Below are 15,440 nucleotides of genomic sequence, written 5' to 3' on the forward strand. Positions count from 1 at the left end.
TCACGACTCCTTGAGGCGGCGCGCAGCCAGCGCCTTGAACAGGCGCAAGATGGCGAAGGCGAAGATCAGCACCGCCAGCGCCGACAGCGCCGCCAGCAACAGCGGGTGGGCGGACAGGAACAGCCATACCCAGGTCCACAGCGGCAGATTGCCGACGTAGTACACCGGCCCCAGCTGCTGGCTGTCTATATTGTCGCCGCGGATCAACACCGCGCTGCCGGACATCTGCGCCACCTTGCCGTCGTCCGACAGCGCGCCGGTCGCGGCGCTCATGGCGTCCGGCTCGCTGCCGGTGACGATCACCACGCTGCGGCCGCTGGCCAATGGCGACTCCAGGCCCAGTATCGCTCCCAGCCAGCCCTGGGCGGAAAAATCCACCTGGCCGTTGATGCGGCCGCCGGCCGCCTGCCCGGGCGCCTGGCCCAGGCCCTCCGGCAGAGTATTTGCCTCGCCTTCGGCCACCGTGCGGTTGCCGCCCTCCAGCGAGGTGGGCAGCTTGTCGCGCCAGGTCTTGAGCAGCCCCAGGTTGCGGGCGTTCCCCACCACCAGCAAGTCCAGATTCTTGACGCTGTCCAGCGCGCCCTCGTCCACCAGCCTATAGCGCAGCGCCGGATAGCCGGTGGACTGGCCCATATTGCCCATCACATTGAGGAAGGCTCCGATGTCCTGTTGCGCCGGCTGCCTGGGTAGCACCACCGCGGTGTCCGACAGGTCGGCCATGCGGGTGAACGGATAGCCGGAAGTGGCGAACAGACCCAGATTGGGCAGTGCCGCGTAATGCGGATAGGAGCTGAAGTCGACGGTGGAGTCCGGATCAATCGCCGCGCGGTTGCCGTCGGCCAGATTGTTGGCGCACTCGCCCTGCTTTTCCGCCGCGAACACGTACTGGAACTGCATCTCGTTGCGGCTGCCAACGCGGAAGGGCGGCAGCAGGATGCGGTCGATATTGCTGAGCAGGCCGTTTTCCAGCACCGGCAGGCGCAGGCTGGTCTGGGTGCTGCCCACGCCGCTGGCGTTGAGATTCAGGCTTTGCACGAACAATTCGTTGATGCCGATGCTGAGACGCGAGCCGGCGGCCTGCTGCTGCCCGGTGTAGCGGAACTTCAGATCCAGCGGAATGCCGCGGCTGCCCCAGGTGAACAGGTCTCCCGGCACGCGGAAGGAGATGCGTATCGGCGCCGGCTGCTGGCCGGTGACCTGCAGATCGCGCGGATTGTCCACCAGTTCGCCCAGCCTGGTGGGCCGGTCCGGCCGCACCCAGTTGGGGGCGTCGTACGGCTTGCGCGGCGCCTCCAGCTTGAGGCCGCGCACCACCACCTGGCTGCCGCTCATGCCGGCCTGGCCCAGCACCAGCGCGTCGGTGGCGAGTTTCAGGTCCTTGTCGTCGCGTCCCAGGATCAGCAGCAGCTTGCGCTCCGGCCGATCCGGATGCGGCATGATGCTGATGGTGGGCGCCGACACCGGCGGCAGCTTGGCCAGGAAATCAGGCCGCTGGCTATTGGTGGCGTAGACGATGGTGTGCGCCGCCGCCGGCAGGCTGTTGAGTGAGGCGCTGTAGCGCACGCCGCGCCAACCGGCCTGGGCGCCGAACCACGACGCCAGCTCGCCCGCCGCCTGCAGCGAGGTTTGTGAGGGGCGCGCGGCGAACACGAAAGGCAGCTTCAGCGGCGAGAAGTCGCGCCGGTCGAAGAACGGCTCGGGGAAATAGCTGAGGTCGTTGACGAAGGGCAACGCTTGCACCGTCAACTGCAGTTCGCTGGTATTGCTGATCTCCGCCCACAGACTGCTGTGGGTCTCGTCTTCGCAGCGGTTGGTGTAATGACCGATCAAACGGAATTTGAGCTGGTTGAAATTGGCCAGCAGGCGCGGATCCAGCGGCAGGGTCAGCTGTTGCGGCTTGCCGCCCTGCTCCTTGGGCAAGGCCAGCACCGTCACCACCTCGTCGTTGAGCAACACTTGCACATGCGACAGGTCGGCCAGCATCGCCGGCGAGAAGGTATAGCGCAGATGCAGCGTGAGACCGCTGATCACCTCGTCGCCGCGGCTGCCGAAACCGACGCCCACCAGGCTGTTGTCGCCGCGCATTTTCAGCGGATAGCCGGCGCCCATCTGCTTGAAGCTGAGGGTACGGGTGGTGACCAGCGGCGCGGCCTTGGCCTGCTCCGGCGCGGCAACCGTCTCTTCCTTGGCATTAACCGTCAACGCCGGCGTCGCCAGCAGCAGGCCGGAAAGGAATATGGACAGGGTTTTTCTTGGTATGCGGCTTATCATTTCATGTTCCGATAAATATGCGGCTGCCGCGGCAGCAGACTGCCCAGCCAATTCCAGAAGCCCACCCAACGGCCGCTGCGGGCCCCGAGCGGCGAAAACAGTTGCTGCGCCAGCTGCCACAGGCTGTGGCCACCCATGCGCCAGATATCCCAGGCCCCGCCCAGCGGCGTGCCCTCATGCTTGCGCTCCGTGGTTTTCAGCCAGGCGTCGGCGCGGCCGAAAGTGCATTGCACCAACGCCATCTCCTCGTCCAGGCTCAGGCCTGCGAAGCGCACGCTCAGGCGCCCGCCCTTGGAGAACACCAGGCGGCAAGGCAAGGCGAAACTGCGGCCGCTGCGGCGCATCGACACCGTCAGCTCGGTGTTCTGCTTCAGCCGCAGCCGCAGGCCTTCCGGCAGCTCCAGCGCCATGCCGCCCTCGGAATAATCTAGGGTGTGGCAGGGATAGACCTTGCCGTCGTGCAGATGCAGCGACACCGGTAGCCGGCTTTGCACGCGGTGGGAAACCCGCACCTGGCGCAACTCGCGCGCCACCGCCAGCGCCACCCCGAGCAGCAAGGTGTTGTAGCCCACCCAGAACAGGTTCACCAGCACGGTGCCGATCTCGTTGGCGGGGCCGGTCCACATCCGGTACACACCGAACCCCACGCCCAGCAGGTTCAAGCCCAGCAAAAACAGATAGGGCTTGGTGATGCTCCAGTCAACATGGTCTTCCTCCACCACGCCGCCCTTGGCGGTGACGTTGAACTTGCCCAGGCCTGGAAACAGCAGCGCCACCGTGGTAGGCAGCGTGATGTACCAGGCCAGCACCGTCTCGTAGACTTCGCCCCAGAACGAACGGCGGAATTCGCCGTGCATCCGCGAATTGGACATCACCGAGAACACCATGTGCGGCACCACGTACAGCACCAAACCCAGCGCCGGCGCGTAGATGGTGTAGGCATGGAACAGCAGGAAGGCCAGGGGGGCGGTGAGGAACACCAGACGCGGGATGCCGTACAGGAAGTGCATCATCGCGTTGAGATAGCAGAAGCGCTGTCCCAAGGTCAGTCCCTTGCCCAACATGGGGTTGTCGCTGCGGAATATCTGCGCCATGCCGCGCGCCCAGCGGATGCGCTGGCCAACGTGGGCGGACAGGCTTTCGGTGGCCAGGCCCGCTGCCTGCACCAGGTTGATATAGGCCGAATGGTAGCCGCGGCGGTGCATCTTCAGCGAGGTGTGCGCGTCTTCGGTGACGGTTTCCACCGCGATGCCGCCCACCGCCATCAGCGCGTCGCGCCGCAACACCGCGCACGATCCGCAGAAGAAGGACGCGTTCCACAGGTCGTTGCCGTCCTGCACCCGGCCGTAGAACAGCTCGCCCTCGTTCGGCACCTTGTCGCGGGTATCCAGATTGCGTTCGAACGGATCGGCGGAGAAAAAGTGGTGCGGCGTCTGCACCAACGCCAGCTTTTCATCCTTGAGGAAACCGCCCATCGTGGTCTGTAGGAAGGAGCGGGTGGGAATGTGGTCGCAGTCGAAGATGGCGACGAAGCTGGCGTCGGTGACGCCCAGCGCGTGATTGATGTTGCCGGCCTTGGCGTGCTTGTGCTCGCTGCGGACGATGTAGCCCACGCCCACCTGGGAAGCGAATTCGCGGATCTCGTCGCGGCTGCCGTCGTCCAGAATATGCACGCGCAGCTTGCCGGGCGGCCAATCCATGCTCATCGCCGCGAACACGGTGGGCTTGAGCACCCGCAACGGCTCGCTGTAGATCGGGATGAACACGTCCACGCTGGGCCATAGCGAAGCGTCCGCCGGCAGCGGCACCACCTTGCGCTCCAGCATCCAGGACGACTGGAAAAACCCCAGCAGCAGCACCAGCCAGGCGTATATCTCGGCGCCCAGCAGAATCACGCCGGCGATCAGGTTAGGCCAGCTGTCGTCATTGATGGTGGAACTGGTGCGCCACCAGATGTAGCGGGTGGACACCGCGATGGAGAACACCATCAGGATCAGCGTGGGCACCGGACCAGGGATGCGCCTCACCCACAAGGCCATCAGCAGCAGCACCACGGTGAATACCGCTTGCGAGTATTCATCGAACGGCGTGGTCACCAGCACTACGCCCAGCAAACCTGCCAGCAGATAACAAGCGGTGCGGATGGCGGCGTTCCGCCACCAGGCATGCTCGGCGAAGCCCTCTACCGAACCGCGCAGATGGGCGGGGTCGAACATCCGCGGAAAGCGGGCTTCCAGCCAAACCTCGGCGCGGCGGCGCTGGCCGGCGGCCGAGGCCAGCGCGTGGCGACTGAACTCCAGCAGGTAGGGCAAAGGTTTCGGCCGCCTGGCCCCCTGCGCGCGCGGCGGCTTGACCAGCAGCAACCAGACCAGCTGCAACAGGATGCGCAGGGGATCGGCCAGCCTGGGCCGGGAGAAATCGACTTGAGGGAAATACTGGCGCGCCACATTGCCCCAGGCAGTCCAGCCATGGGCAGGCGTGACGACAAACAGCGACAGCAGCAGCAAGGCGCAACGCGGCGCATCGGCCGGATGCAGCAAGCGCAGCCGAAGGCCCCATTCGCGCCAGTCCGCCGCCGGCAGATTCATGCGCCGCCCCTGTCGGCATCCAGCCGCACCGACAACCAAGTCGCCAGCTGGCGCAAATCGTCGGCGGCCTGGCTCTCCGGCGCGTAGTCGAACAAGGGCCGCTGCTTGGCGAAGGCCTCGCGCACCGCCTCGTCGCGATGGATGGGCAGCGGCGCCAGCCGCGGTCCCAACGTCTTGCGCAGCATCAATTCGACATCGCCATCCAGCTGCCGCAGCGGATTGAAATGATTGATGGCGAACAGGATGCGCTCCGACGGCAAGCCGCTGGCCAGCAGTTCGGCCTCGGCCATCTCCAGCAGCGCGCAAGACGCGGGTTCGGCCGACAACATCACCAACGCATGATTGGCGGCATTCAAGCCCTGCTGCCGCTCGGCGACGCCGCGCGCCGGCAGATCCAGTACCGTGCGCTGGCCCGCCTGCTTCTCAAGCAGCGCCAGCTCATCGCGCAACCAATCGTCGCCCTGCGGCTCGCCCTGGTCGACGTCCACCTCCACCCGGCCATGCGGCACCAGCGTCAGATGATGGTCCCCCACCTCCCAGGCGGCCCGCATCCAGTCGGCGCCGGCATCGAGCCGGCTGCGCCAGCCGTCGCCTTCGTCCCAAGCCATGCCGAAATGCAGGCGCAACAGATTCTGCCGGCACAGGTCCATCGCCAGCACTGGTCTTTGCTGCCGTTGCCACAACAAGGCCAGCGACGCCGCCACCGTCGTGGCGCCGCAACCACCCTTCACGCCGCATACCGCCAAAATTGCCATGTCTCGCTCCATCAAGCCGTATCGCTCGCCGCTTCACGCGCCCCCACCACCACGTCCTGCTGCTGGCGCTCCAAGCCGCCGTAGATGGCCTTGAGCAGCGGCCAGCGCTCGCAGACCTCGGTCACTGCGGCATCCTGGCCAACCTCCTGATAATGGAAATCCTGGCGTTGGAGATGGGAACGCAAACGAGAAGTGTCTTGATGCATACAGTATGGATGAGTTTGCAGATTCGGCAGGCCATCGCTTCAAAGAGTTTGCACAGCCTCAATGAAAGCTGACCGGTCGACAATTCATGAGTAAACCGTTGATTGTAAGAAGGTAAATTAGACATGTAAATATATTTGAAATCTGTTGTATCAAAACACCACCTAAAATAACACAGATTAACAAAGGCTAATATTCAACAAAACTGCATTTGAGCTTTCCTGAAAAAGTCCTGAAAAGCCCTTGCTTGCAAACACAAAGTCATAAATTTCAATGACATACTCAATCGCAGAATTGATGCAGCATTTCGCGCTCGATGGCATCCAAGCCATTACGGCAAATTAAATGTCATTAAATTGCACTGCGTAAAATCACAAAAACAAGGCCGCCCTGACGGGCGGCCTGACAAACGGCTTGCGCGCCGTCGCTCAATGTGCAGACGACTGCGAAAACAGATTGATCACCACCACTCCGGCGATGATCAGCCCCATCCCGGCCATCGCGGCAAGGTCCAGCTTCTGCCCGTACAACAGCCAGGCGATCAGCGAAACCAGCACGATGCCAATGCCGGACCACAAGGCATAGGCGATGCCTACCGGGATATGGCGCAAAGTTTGCGACAGCAGGTAGAACGCCAGCAGATAGCCACCGGCAGTCAACAGCGACGGCCACAGGCGTGTAAAGCCATCAGATGCTTTCAAGGCGGAAGTAGCCACCACCTCCGACAGAATGGCCCCCATCAGGAACAACCATATCTTCATTCATCGCTCCACGGCGGCTGCAGCCAAACCAGGCCGCGCCGCGAAGCGCGCGCGCAGATGGTCGTACAGCCAGTTGAATACATAGGTATACGGCAGGAAAAACACGAAGAAGCCCAGGTCCAGCAGCAAGGCCTGCCACCAGCCCACGCCCAGCCACCAGGCCGCCAGCGGCACCAGCATCACTACCAGTCCGCCCTCGAAGCCCAGCGCATGCAGGCTGCGCACCGCGGCACCGCGCCGCCATCCGAAACGGCGCTCCAACCGTTCGAACAGCGCGTTGAAAACCATATTCCACAGCATGGCGACCGTGGACATCATCAAGGCCAGCACGCCCATGTGCAATACACCCTCATCCATCGCCAACGATGCCAACGGCACCAGCAGCGCCATCGCGCACAGCTCGTACAGCATCGCGTGCAATACCCGCTCGCCAAGTGTCTTGTCCTTTGCATCCATGGACGGCTCCCTACTGTAAAAGTGCAATGCCTGCGATTATGATTGGATTTACGGATACTTTTAAAATATTAATGATCGGAAAATCCGATATGACCATTTCCATTGAGGCGCTGAGCGCCTTCGTCTTCGCCGCCGAGCTAGGCTCTTTCTCCGCCGCCGCGCGCCGGCTGGGCAAGAGCCAATCCACCATCAGCGAAGCCATCGCCAATCTGGAAATCGATCTGGCCAGCAGCCTGTTCGACCGCAGCCACCGCCAACCGCAGCTCACCGCGGCCGGCCGCTTGCTGCTGCCGCAAGCCAGGCAGATCATGGCCGCCAGCCAGACCCTGCTGTTGCAGGCCAACCAGTTGAGCGCGGGAGTGGAGGCCAGGCTCACGCTGGTGCTGTCCGACACCTTCCAGTCGCAGACGCTGAAAACCGTGGCCCGCCAACTGGAGCAGCGCTTCCCGCTGCTGGAACTGGAATGCCTGGTCGGCGAGCAGGAAGACGTGGTTGAACTGATCCTGTCCGGCCGCGCGCAACTGGGTTTCGTCAGCGCCATGGCGCACTATCCGCCGGACATCAGCCACCAGCGCCAGCCCGAAGCCAGCCAGCTGGCGCCGTATGCCGCCCATGGCCATCCGCTTGCCCGGCAAGACAGCGTTGGCGAGCTCGACCTGGCGCAACACCGGCAATTGCGACTCAACACCTACAGCGACAAGGCCCCGCCTTCGCCCGGCCAGCGGCATTGGTATGCCCCCAGTTACCTGATGCTGCTGGACATGGCGCGCATTGGCGCAGGCTGGGCCGAGCTGCCCTGCTGGCTGGTAAACAACTATGGCGGCGGAGAACTGAAACAGCTGGAGGTAGTCGATTGGCCCAAGCGGATTCCGGTGGACTTGGTATGGGCTGCGCGCCGCCCGCTGGGACAGGCCGCAGGGTGGCTGCTGAACCAGCTTGCGCAGTCCGCGCCGCCAGAGGGAGGCCGGCAAGCCAACGGCCAGCATAATCCAGGACGCTGATGCGAGCGCGCCGGCACATGACGCCAGCGCGGGTGTCGGATCCATATTCCGCTGGCGCCAACCCAGCTTCACACCCCGACCTTGCCTGACTTAAAGAACAGTCACAGGCTTGCTTTCTGCTTCTCCTACCTATCCTTGCCAAGTACACGGCAGCCCCACCTCCCCCCACTCCCGGAGAAGCATATGAGCAAGCCCATCGTAACCGTGAAGAACCACTCCAGCCGCGACATCTTCATCGACGGCGATCCCAACTGGGACGACCAGGTACTGTTGATCGACGGCCAGCCGCAAGAACGCATCTATCTGCTGGCTTCGGACCAGTCGGTCCAGATCAGTGTGGACTGGGATGGCCAGGGCAATGAGCTGATGATGGGGGTGATCTTCGCGGACGGTCCCGATTACGATTACGGCGGCGACGGCTTCTATCAGCTATCGATCGGTCAAGAGCCGCGCAGCGGCAACCTAGGCGTGACCGATGGCGGCGGCGACGCCAAGGTGCAATACACGGTTGGCCAACAAACGCCATGGACCATGACCATGGATTTTATCGATCAATAAGCGGCGCCGCGCAATGAAAATGCCGCCCGCCGGAATCCGGCGGGCGGCATTGTTCTGACAAACCGTAAAAGCTATGCCGGCGCCAGCGCCACGCTCCAACCCTGCGGAATCGCTCCCAGCAACTTCTTGGTGTAGCTGTCCTGCGGCGAACGGTAGATCACGTCCGCGTCCGCCTGCTCCACCACCTGCCCCTTGTTCATCACCAGCACCTGGTCCGAGATGTGCTTCACCACCGCCAGATCATGCGAAATGAACAGATAGGACAGCTTGAACTCGTCCTGCAGGTCCTGCAGCAAATTCAGCACCTGCGCCTGCACCGACACGTCCAAGGCCGACACCGATTCGTCGCAGATCAGCACTTCCGGCTTCAGCGTCAGGCAGCGCGCGATCGCGATGCGCTGGCGCTGGCCGCCCGAGAACTCGTGCGGGTACTTGGCCAGCGCGCCCGCCGGCAGCCCCACCTTGTCCAGCAGCTCCTGCGCCAGCTTGCGCCGCCCGCCGCCATCCTGGCCGATACCGTGCAGCAACATCGGCTCGGTCAGGATCTGCTCCACCGTGAAGCGGGGGTTCAACGACGCGTACGGGTTCTGGAAGATGATCTGGATGCGCCGCTTGTAGGCGTGGAACGCCTTGGCGCTCATCCCCATCAGGTCCTGGCCGTGGAACAGCGCCTTGCCCGCCGTCGCCTGGTGCAGCCGCACCAGCGTCAGGCCCACCGTGGTCTTGCCGGAGCCGGACTCGCCGACGATGCCCAGCGTCTTGCCGCGCGCCAGCTTGAACGACACGTCCTTCACCGCGTGGAACTGGCGCTTGCCGAACAGGCCTTCGCGGATGTCGAAGCTCTTGCACAGCCCTTGCACGTCCAGCACGATTTCGTCGCCGGCGGCATAGCCGCGTGTCCTTTCGGCCGGCTCCACATAGCCGCCCGGCCGCAGGAAATCGTCGATCACCGCCAGCCGCTCGGGGCGGCGGTCCAGGTGCGGCCGGCACGACAGCAGCGCCTTGGTGTAGGCGTCTTGCGGGTTTTCGAAGATCTGCTTCACCGTGCCCTGCTCGCGGATTTCGCCGTGGCGCATCACGATCACTTCGTCGGCGAATTCGCCCACCACCCCCAGGTCGTGGGTGATGAACAGCACCGACATGCCGTGCTTCTTCTGCAGGTCGGCAATCAGTTGCAGGATCTGCTTCTGGATGGTGACGTCCAGCGCGGTGGTCGGCTCATCCGCGATCAGGAGCTTGGGTTCGCAGGCGATGGCGATGGCGATCATCACCCGCTGCTGCTGGCCGCCGGACAGCTCGTGCGGGTAGGCCTTCACCCGCTTCTCCGGTTCCGGCAGGCCCACTTCGCGCAGCAGCTCCACCGCGCGCTTCCACGCCGCGGAGCGCGACAGGCCGGCGTGCAGCGTCAGCGTCTCGACGATCTGCTCGCCGACGCTGAATACCGGATTGAGCGAGCTCATCGGCTCCTGGAAGATCATCGCGATGTCCTTGCCGCGCAGCCGGCGCAGCTCGCCGCGCGACAATTGCAGCAGGTTGCGGCCCTGGAACAGCAGCTCGGACGCCGGGTCGATCTCGCTGGCCTGCGGCGGCAGCAGCTGCATGATGGCCATCGAGGTGACCGACTTGCCGGAGCCGGACTCGCCCACCAGCGCCACGGTGCGGTGGGCGGGAATGTCGAAGCTGACGCCCTTGAGCGCCTCGAAGCGGCCGCCGTCTTCCTGGCGGAAGCGCACCTTCAGATTGCGGACCGACAGCAAAGTCTTGTTGTTGCTCATGGTGTGATCCTCACTTTACCTTCGGGTCCAGCGCGTCGCGCAGGGAATCGGTCAGCATGCTGAAGGCGGTCACCAGCAGCGACATGAACACCACCACCATCGCCAGTTGCCACCAGTAGCCCTGCAGCAGCTCTTCAGGCACTTCGGCCAGCATCGAACCCCAGCTCACCTGGCGCACATCCACGCCGAAGCCCAGGAAGGACAGGATCACCTCGTACTTGATCAGGCCCACCATCAGCAAGGAAAACTGCACTAGCAGCAAGTGGGAGATATTGGGCAGGATGTGCACGAACATCCTGCGCGCGCTGCTGGCGCCGATGGCGTCGGCGGCCTGGACGAACTCGCGCGAGCGCAGCTTGATGAACTCGGCGCGCACCAGGCGAAACACGCCGGTCCAGGTGGTCAGCGACAGCACCAGGATCACCGTGCCCAGGCCGCGCCCCGCCACCGCGGCGAAAGCCAGCAGCAGCAGCATGTCCGGCATGGCGGTGAACACGCTGTAGAACCACATCAGGAAATCGTCCGCCTTGCGGCCGAAGAAACCAGCGCAGGCCCCCAGCGAGGCGCCGATGACGATGGCCAGCAGGGAGCCGAAGAAGCCGACGAACAGCGAGGTTGAGGTGCCTTTGATCACCTTGTCCAGGATGTCGCGGCCGCGCTGGTCGGCGCCGAAGGTCAGCGATTCAGCTTTCTTCACCTCCGGCACCACGTACTTGTCGCGGTTCTTGCGGGCGATCTGGGTTTCCGCCCAGATCGGGTCTTCGGACGGTTTCAAGCCTTCCAGCGCTACAGACGCGGCCTGCGGCTGAGGTTTGCCTGCCGCCTGCACCGCCTGCCGCTGATAGATGAAGGTCGGCGGCGCATAGGACTCGGCGATCTCGTCGTTCCAGCCGCGGCCGACCAAGCCCAGCCAACTGGCCAGCGCCAACAGCATGAAGGCGATGACTATCCACAAGGATGCGAAGCCGATGCGGTCGCGCTTCAGTCTTTGCCAGCCCAGTGCCCACAGGCTGCGGGATGGAGCGGCGGCCGGCGCGGAACCGGCGGTATTCTGCAATGTCGTCATTTGTCTCTCCCCCGCTCACTTCAGCTGAACGCGCGGGTCGATCCACTTGTAGAGGATGTCGGCCAGCAGGTTGAACGCCATGGCGGCGGCAGCGATGGTGATGGTGATGGCCTTGATCACCGGGAAGTCGCTCTTGTCCACAGCGTTGAGCAGCTCGTTGCCCATGCCGGGAATGCCGAAGAAGCGTTCCAGCAGCATCGAGCCCAGCATCAGGAAGGGCAGCGACATGGTGATGTTGGTCACCACCGGAATCAGCGCGTTGCGCAGCACGTGCTTGAATAGCACGCGCGACTCGGATAGGCCCTTGGCGCGCGCGGTGCGCACGTAATCGTGGTTCAGCTCCTCGACGATGAAGCTGCGGTAGAAGCGCACGCTGGGAGCCAGCGACACCAGCAGGCCCAGCAGCAGCGGCAAAGGCAGATAGACGAACAGATTGGCGACCATGCTGTCGTCGTCCCAGCCCATCACCGGGAACCAGTCCAGCGCGAAACCAAGCTGGTACTGGCCGACGATGATGTAGACCAAGGAACTGACCGACATCGCCACCGTGCAGATCAGGGTGACCATGCGGTCGGTCAGGCCGCCGCGGAAATAGGCCACCGCCACGGCGATGGGCAGCGCGGTGAAAAGCTCAAGCAGCAACAGGCTGCCAGCCAACATCAGCGACGGGCCAACGCGATTGGCCAGCGTATGCGTCACCGAGTGCTGGGTTGCCCAGGAGTTGCCGAAGTCGTAAGTCAGCACCTGCTTGACGAACAGCCAGAATTGCTCCGGCACGCTCTTATCCAGACCCATCTGGGCGCGGAAATTGGCCATCATCTCCGGAGTCAACCGCTTGCCTTCCAGAATGAAGGTCGGGTCGCCGCCCACCCAGTTGAACAGCACGAACACCAGCAGCATGACACCCAGCATGGTGGGGATCATCTGCCAGAGACGGCGAATGACATATGCAAACATGATTTTCCCTTACTCAGGCAATTAGTGCGACGCGACGTCCACGTAGCGCCAGAAGCCGCCGAAAGTGGAAATGGGGTGGCGCTTGAAGCCACTAACGTAGCCTTGAGTCAGTTCGTTGTAGAAGCGGGTGACACCCAGCACATAGGGTTGCTGCGCCGCGACCAGCCGGTTCATCTTACCGTACAGGGCCAGGCGCTCTTCCCCATCCGGCAGAATCTGCGAAGCGTCATATAGCTTGTCGTAAGCAGCAACCTGATAGCCAGCCAGATTGCCCTGGCCAATCAAGCGCGAAGAAAAACTGGACACGAAATCGTCACCGTCCGGCGTCGAGGCGGACCCGCCCAGGCTCCACATCTGCAGTTTGTACGCATAAGCCGCCTTCAGGTTTTCGTTCCACTTTGCGGTTTTGAAACGCACGCGGATCTTGATACTGTCGAAAGCCTTTTGCCAGATCTCGTTGAACTGCTTGTCCAGGGCGGAAGACTGGGTGCCCTGCTCTATCACCAGCGGCTTGCCGTTGGGTTGGGTGCGGTAACCGTCCGGTCCAATCTTGTAGCCGAATTCGTCCAGCAACGCATTGGCGGTGGCCGGATCATATCCAACTTGCCCCTGGAAATGCGGATCGAAGCCCACCATGCCCATAGGAACCAGTCCCTGCAGCGGGATCGCCTGGTTGCCATACAAAAGCGGGATCACTTCCTTCTTCAACGGGTAGGCCAGCGCAATGGCACGGCGCAACGCGACTTTTTCCTTGCGGTAACCGCCGATGACCGGGTCTTTCAGGTTGAAATAGGCATAGGTGACATCCAAACCGAGCGTATGGCTGAGGCGGATGTTGCGCTTGGCCAGCACTGGTCGCAGTGTGGTGTCGTAGGGGTCGGTCGGATTGATGTTCAAAGCCGACTTCATCGCCGACTTCGGCACGACGATCCAGTCCAATTGCCTGTTCATAAAGGAGAGCCAGCGCGGCTGATCTTCCTCGATAATGCGAATCTCAACCCTGCCCACCTGAGGTAGGGTCTTACCTTTCAGCGCCTGGTAGATTTCCGCGTCGCCGGGCTCACTGCCGGGCAATCCGTCGAAAACGGTCTTGCGGAAACCTGGATTGGCGACCAGCACGATGCGGCTGCCCGGCTTCCACTCCTTCAACATGAACGGACCGGTGCCAACCGGGTGGGACAGGGTGTCCTTGGCGTAGGCTTCTATCACTTCGCGCGCCACCGCACCGGAATCTTTGGCTGCGATGGTGTACAGGAAGCCGAAGTTGGGCTTTTTCAATACGATACGCAGGGTGTAACGGTCCAGCACCTGCAGGCCGGAAATCGGCGCATCGTAATCGAACTTGCCGGTCTTGGCTGCGACCTTCCCTGCTTCTTCCAAGCCAGTGATGAAGTCAGTGTAAGACGCGCCGCTGGGAGCATTGTTCAGCGGGTCGGCGAAGCGCTTGAAGGTGTAGGCGTAATCCGCCGCAGTCAATTCCCGTTTCTTACCCTTGAACACGGGATCATCGGCAAAGTAAATGCCGGGCTTGACCTTGAAGGTGAATACCTTGCCGTCGGCCGACACCTCCGGCATTGCGCTGGCGGTATTGGGCACTACTTTCAGCGGCCGGGCCAGGTAGTCGTAGGTCAGCAGGCCATCGAAGATATTCTCCCCGACAGCCATGGAATAGACATCGTGCACTTTGACCATGTCAAAGCCGGTTTCAGGCGCGGAGAACGCCACCCTCAGCACTTTGCCCGGATCCGCCGCCTGAGCATGCGGCATGAGCGCGGCGCCCAGCGCCAGCATGGGCAGCCATTTCAGGTGCTTCATATTAGTTTTATCTCCTTCGTAGCGCAGGAACCGTGTTCGGCTCCCATCTTCTTGTCGCCGCCCAGAGGGCTGCATACAGCAGCCATGAGCGACGCGAATGAATGTAAAGCCAATATGCCAGGCAAATCAACAAAAAATTATCAAGTCGGCATCAATAAAATTCAAATAGGAAAACCATGCCCTCAGGCAGCGCTGCGGCAGGCTCGGTCGTACCAGCGCTGAGGCAGCCAGCGCCGCAGAAACCAGTAGAGCTTGGTGGGAAAGGTCACCCGGTAGCGGGCCTTCGGATGAGAACTGGTAATGGCTCTCCATACCGCTTCTGCCACTGCGCTGGCTGGCAGGGTGAACGGCGCGGCGTGGCCTTCTTTTTTCAGCCGCGCCAGTTGCTGCTGATAGGCTTCGCGGTGGAAGCTGCCCTCTATATCGACATTCTTCAGGAAGCGCTGCAGCGCGTTGGGGCGGAAGCGGCTTTTTATCGGCCCCGGCTCCACTAGCGAAACATGGATGTCGGTGCCGTATAGTTCATGGCGCAGCGTGTCGCACAGGCCTTCCATCGCGAACTTGCTGGCGTTGTAAGCGCCGCGCCAGCGCATGGCGGCGAAACCCAAGATGGAGCTGTTGAACACGATGCGGCCATGGCCTTGGGCGCGCATCACCCTCAACACAGCGTTGGTCAGCTCCCACGGGCCGAACAGATTGGTCTCGAACTGCTCGCGCATGGTCTGGCGGCTGATATCCTCCACCGCCCCCGGCTGGCCAAAGCCGGCATTATTGAACAGCGCGTCCAGCCGTCCCCCGGTCTGCGCCAATACGCTGGCCAGCGCCGCCTGGATCGAAGCGGCATCGTCGACATCCAGCTGCAGGCTTTCCAGGCCCTCAGCGCGCAAACGCGCCGCGTCTTCCGCCGTGCGGCAACTGGCGAACACCCGCCAACCGCGTTGCCGCAACAGTTTCGCGCTATGGTAGCCAATGCCGCTGGAGCAGCCGGTGATCAGGATGGTACCTTGGGTATCGGGCATGGAAAAACCTCTTGCGATAGACAAGCGCCCCACCCTACACCAATCATTCGGATGCCGGAATCCGCAACATGACAAACATCTGACAGCGCTACTGTCGTTTTGCCGTGGAATTGGACTAGAATGTCGGCCTGACACGCACGAGGAAGACCGCCATGGCAAAAGCCGCCAAAGCGCCCGCCAGTTTCGAGAGCGCGCTGACCCAGTTGGAGGATAT

13 protein-coding genes are annotated in these 15,440 nt (G+C 62.7%); 2 read left to right on the plus strand and 11 right to left on the minus strand.

Annotated features, from left to right (window positions below):
- From bcsB to BI344_RS11115, 6 genes are all read right to left on the minus strand, one after another.
- Positions 1 to 2,271 carry a cellulose biosynthesis cyclic di-GMP-binding regulatory protein BcsB gene (gene bcsB, locus BI344_RS11090; protein ID WP_071113014.1) on the minus strand — a complete coding sequence of 757 codons (2,271 nt, stop codon included), beginning with the start codon at positions 2,269 to 2,271 and terminating at the stop codon, positions 1 to 3.
- Complete coding sequence (gene bcsA / locus BI344_RS11095) at positions 2,268 to 4,859, minus strand: UDP-forming cellulose synthase catalytic subunit (protein ID WP_071113015.1); 2,592 nt, start codon at positions 4,857 to 4,859, stop codon at positions 2,268 to 2,270. The genes bcsB and bcsA overlap by 4 nt, the downstream gene beginning before the upstream one ends.
- Entirely contained in the window at positions 4,856 to 5,614 is a 759-nt protein-coding gene (gene bcsQ, locus BI344_RS11100; RefSeq protein WP_071113016.1) for a cellulose biosynthesis protein BcsQ, read from the minus strand. The genes bcsA and bcsQ overlap by 4 nt, the downstream gene beginning before the upstream one ends.
- An 11-nt stretch (positions 5,615 to 5,625) precedes the next feature.
- Positions 5,626 to 5,799 carry a BcsR/BcsP family cellulose biosynthesis protein gene (gene bcsR / locus BI344_RS11105; protein WP_158021059.1) on the minus strand — a complete coding sequence of 58 codons (174 nt, stop codon included), beginning with the start codon at positions 5,797 to 5,799 and terminating at the stop codon, positions 5,626 to 5,628.
- A gap of 447 nt (positions 5,800 to 6,246) precedes the next feature.
- Positions 6,247 to 6,579, minus strand: coding sequence for an SMR family transporter (locus BI344_RS11110; RefSeq protein WP_071113018.1), 333 nt, complete (start codon positions 6,577 to 6,579; stop codon positions 6,247 to 6,249).
- On the minus strand, positions 6,580 to 7,035 hold the full coding sequence (locus BI344_RS11115; protein WP_071113019.1) for a multidrug/biocide efflux PACE transporter: 456 nt from the start codon (positions 7,033 to 7,035) through the stop codon (positions 6,580 to 6,582). It abuts the gene before it with no gap.
- An 89-nt stretch (positions 7,036 to 7,124) separates the two neighbouring features.
- Here BI344_RS11115 and BI344_RS11120 point away from each other — a divergent pair, with 89 nt between their 5' ends.
- A complete protein-coding gene (locus BI344_RS11120; protein WP_071113020.1) occupies positions 7,125 to 8,036 on the plus strand; it encodes a LysR family transcriptional regulator in 912 nt (303 codons plus the stop codon).
- 183 nt (positions 8,037 to 8,219) lie between these two features.
- The gene (locus BI344_RS11125) at positions 8,220 to 8,594 is read left to right on the plus strand and encodes a hypothetical protein (RefSeq protein WP_071113021.1); all 375 of its coding nucleotides are present in this window, start codon (positions 8,220 to 8,222) and stop codon (positions 8,592 to 8,594) included.
- Between the two features lie 71 nt (positions 8,595 to 8,665).
- On the opposite strand, the gene BI344_RS11130 is transcribed toward BI344_RS11125, so the two are convergent.
- The 5 genes from BI344_RS11130 to BI344_RS11150 form a co-directional block, all read right to left on the minus strand.
- On the minus strand, positions 8,666 to 10,369 hold the full coding sequence (locus tag BI344_RS11130; protein WP_071113022.1) for an ABC transporter ATP-binding protein: 1,704 nt from the start codon (positions 10,367 to 10,369) through the stop codon (positions 8,666 to 8,668).
- A 10-nt stretch (positions 10,370 to 10,379) separates the two neighbouring features.
- Complete coding sequence (locus tag BI344_RS11135) at positions 10,380 to 11,435, minus strand: ABC transporter permease (RefSeq protein WP_071113023.1); 1,056 nt, start codon at positions 11,433 to 11,435, stop codon at positions 10,380 to 10,382.
- A gap of 15 nt (positions 11,436 to 11,450) precedes the next feature.
- Complete coding sequence (locus BI344_RS11140; RefSeq protein WP_071113024.1) at positions 11,451 to 12,392, minus strand: ABC transporter permease; 942 nt, start codon at positions 12,390 to 12,392, stop codon at positions 11,451 to 11,453.
- A gap of 21 nt (positions 12,393 to 12,413) precedes the next feature.
- Positions 12,414 to 14,183: an ABC transporter substrate-binding protein gene (locus BI344_RS11145; RefSeq protein WP_241499314.1), complete on the minus strand. Its 1,770-nt coding sequence runs from the start codon at positions 14,181 to 14,183 to the stop codon at positions 12,414 to 12,416.
- A gap of 206 nt (positions 14,184 to 14,389) precedes the next feature.
- Complete coding sequence (locus tag BI344_RS11150; protein WP_071113026.1) at positions 14,390 to 15,226, minus strand: SDR family NAD(P)-dependent oxidoreductase; 837 nt, start codon at positions 15,224 to 15,226, stop codon at positions 14,390 to 14,392.
- Positions 15,227 to 15,440: the final 214 nt, after the last annotated feature.

Origin of the sequence: Chromobacterium sphagni (genome assembly GCF_001855555.1) — a bacterium.
Lineage (GTDB): Bacteria > Pseudomonadota > Gammaproteobacteria > Burkholderiales > Chromobacteriaceae > Chromobacterium > Chromobacterium sphagni.

Bases quoted from the DNA above. Each gene is read 5' to 3' on its own strand.
- BI344_RS11140 (WP_071113024.1), bottom strand. From the start codon at position 12,392: ATGTTTGCATATGTCATTCGCCGTCTCTGGCAGATGATCCCCACCATG.
- BI344_RS11115 (WP_071113019.1), bottom strand. From the start codon at position 7,035: ATGGATGCAAAGGACAAGACACTTGGCGAGCGGGTATTGCACGCGATG.
- BI344_RS11120 (WP_071113020.1), top strand. From the start codon at position 7,125: ATGACCATTTCCATTGAGGCGCTGAGCGCCTTCGTCTTCGCCGCCGAG.
- bcsQ (WP_071113016.1), bottom strand. From the start codon at position 5,614: ATGGCAATTTTGGCGGTATGCGGCGTGAAGGGTGGTTGCGGCGCCACG.
- bcsA (WP_071113015.1), bottom strand. From the start codon at position 4,859: ATGAATCTGCCGGCGGCGGACTGGCGCGAATGGGGCCTTCGGCTGCGC.
- BI344_RS11150 (WP_071113026.1), bottom strand. From the start codon at position 15,226: ATGCCCGATACCCAAGGTACCATCCTGATCACCGGCTGCTCCAGCGGC.
- bcsB (WP_071113014.1), bottom strand. From the start codon at position 2,271: ATGATAAGCCGCATACCAAGAAAAACCCTGTCCATATTCCTTTCCGGC.
- BI344_RS11125 (WP_071113021.1), top strand. From the start codon at position 8,220: ATGAGCAAGCCCATCGTAACCGTGAAGAACCACTCCAGCCGCGACATC.
- BI344_RS11130 (WP_071113022.1), bottom strand. From the start codon at position 10,369: ATGAGCAACAACAAGACTTTGCTGTCGGTCCGCAATCTGAAGGTGCGC.
- BI344_RS11145 (WP_241499314.1), bottom strand. From the start codon at position 14,183: ATGCTGGCGCTGGGCGCCGCGCTCATGCCGCATGCTCAGGCGGCGGAT.
- BI344_RS11110 (WP_071113018.1), bottom strand. From the start codon at position 6,579: ATGAAGATATGGTTGTTCCTGATGGGGGCCATTCTGTCGGAGGTGGTG.
- BI344_RS11135 (WP_071113023.1), bottom strand. From the start codon at position 11,435: ATGACGACATTGCAGAATACCGCCGGTTCCGCGCCGGCCGCCGCTCCA.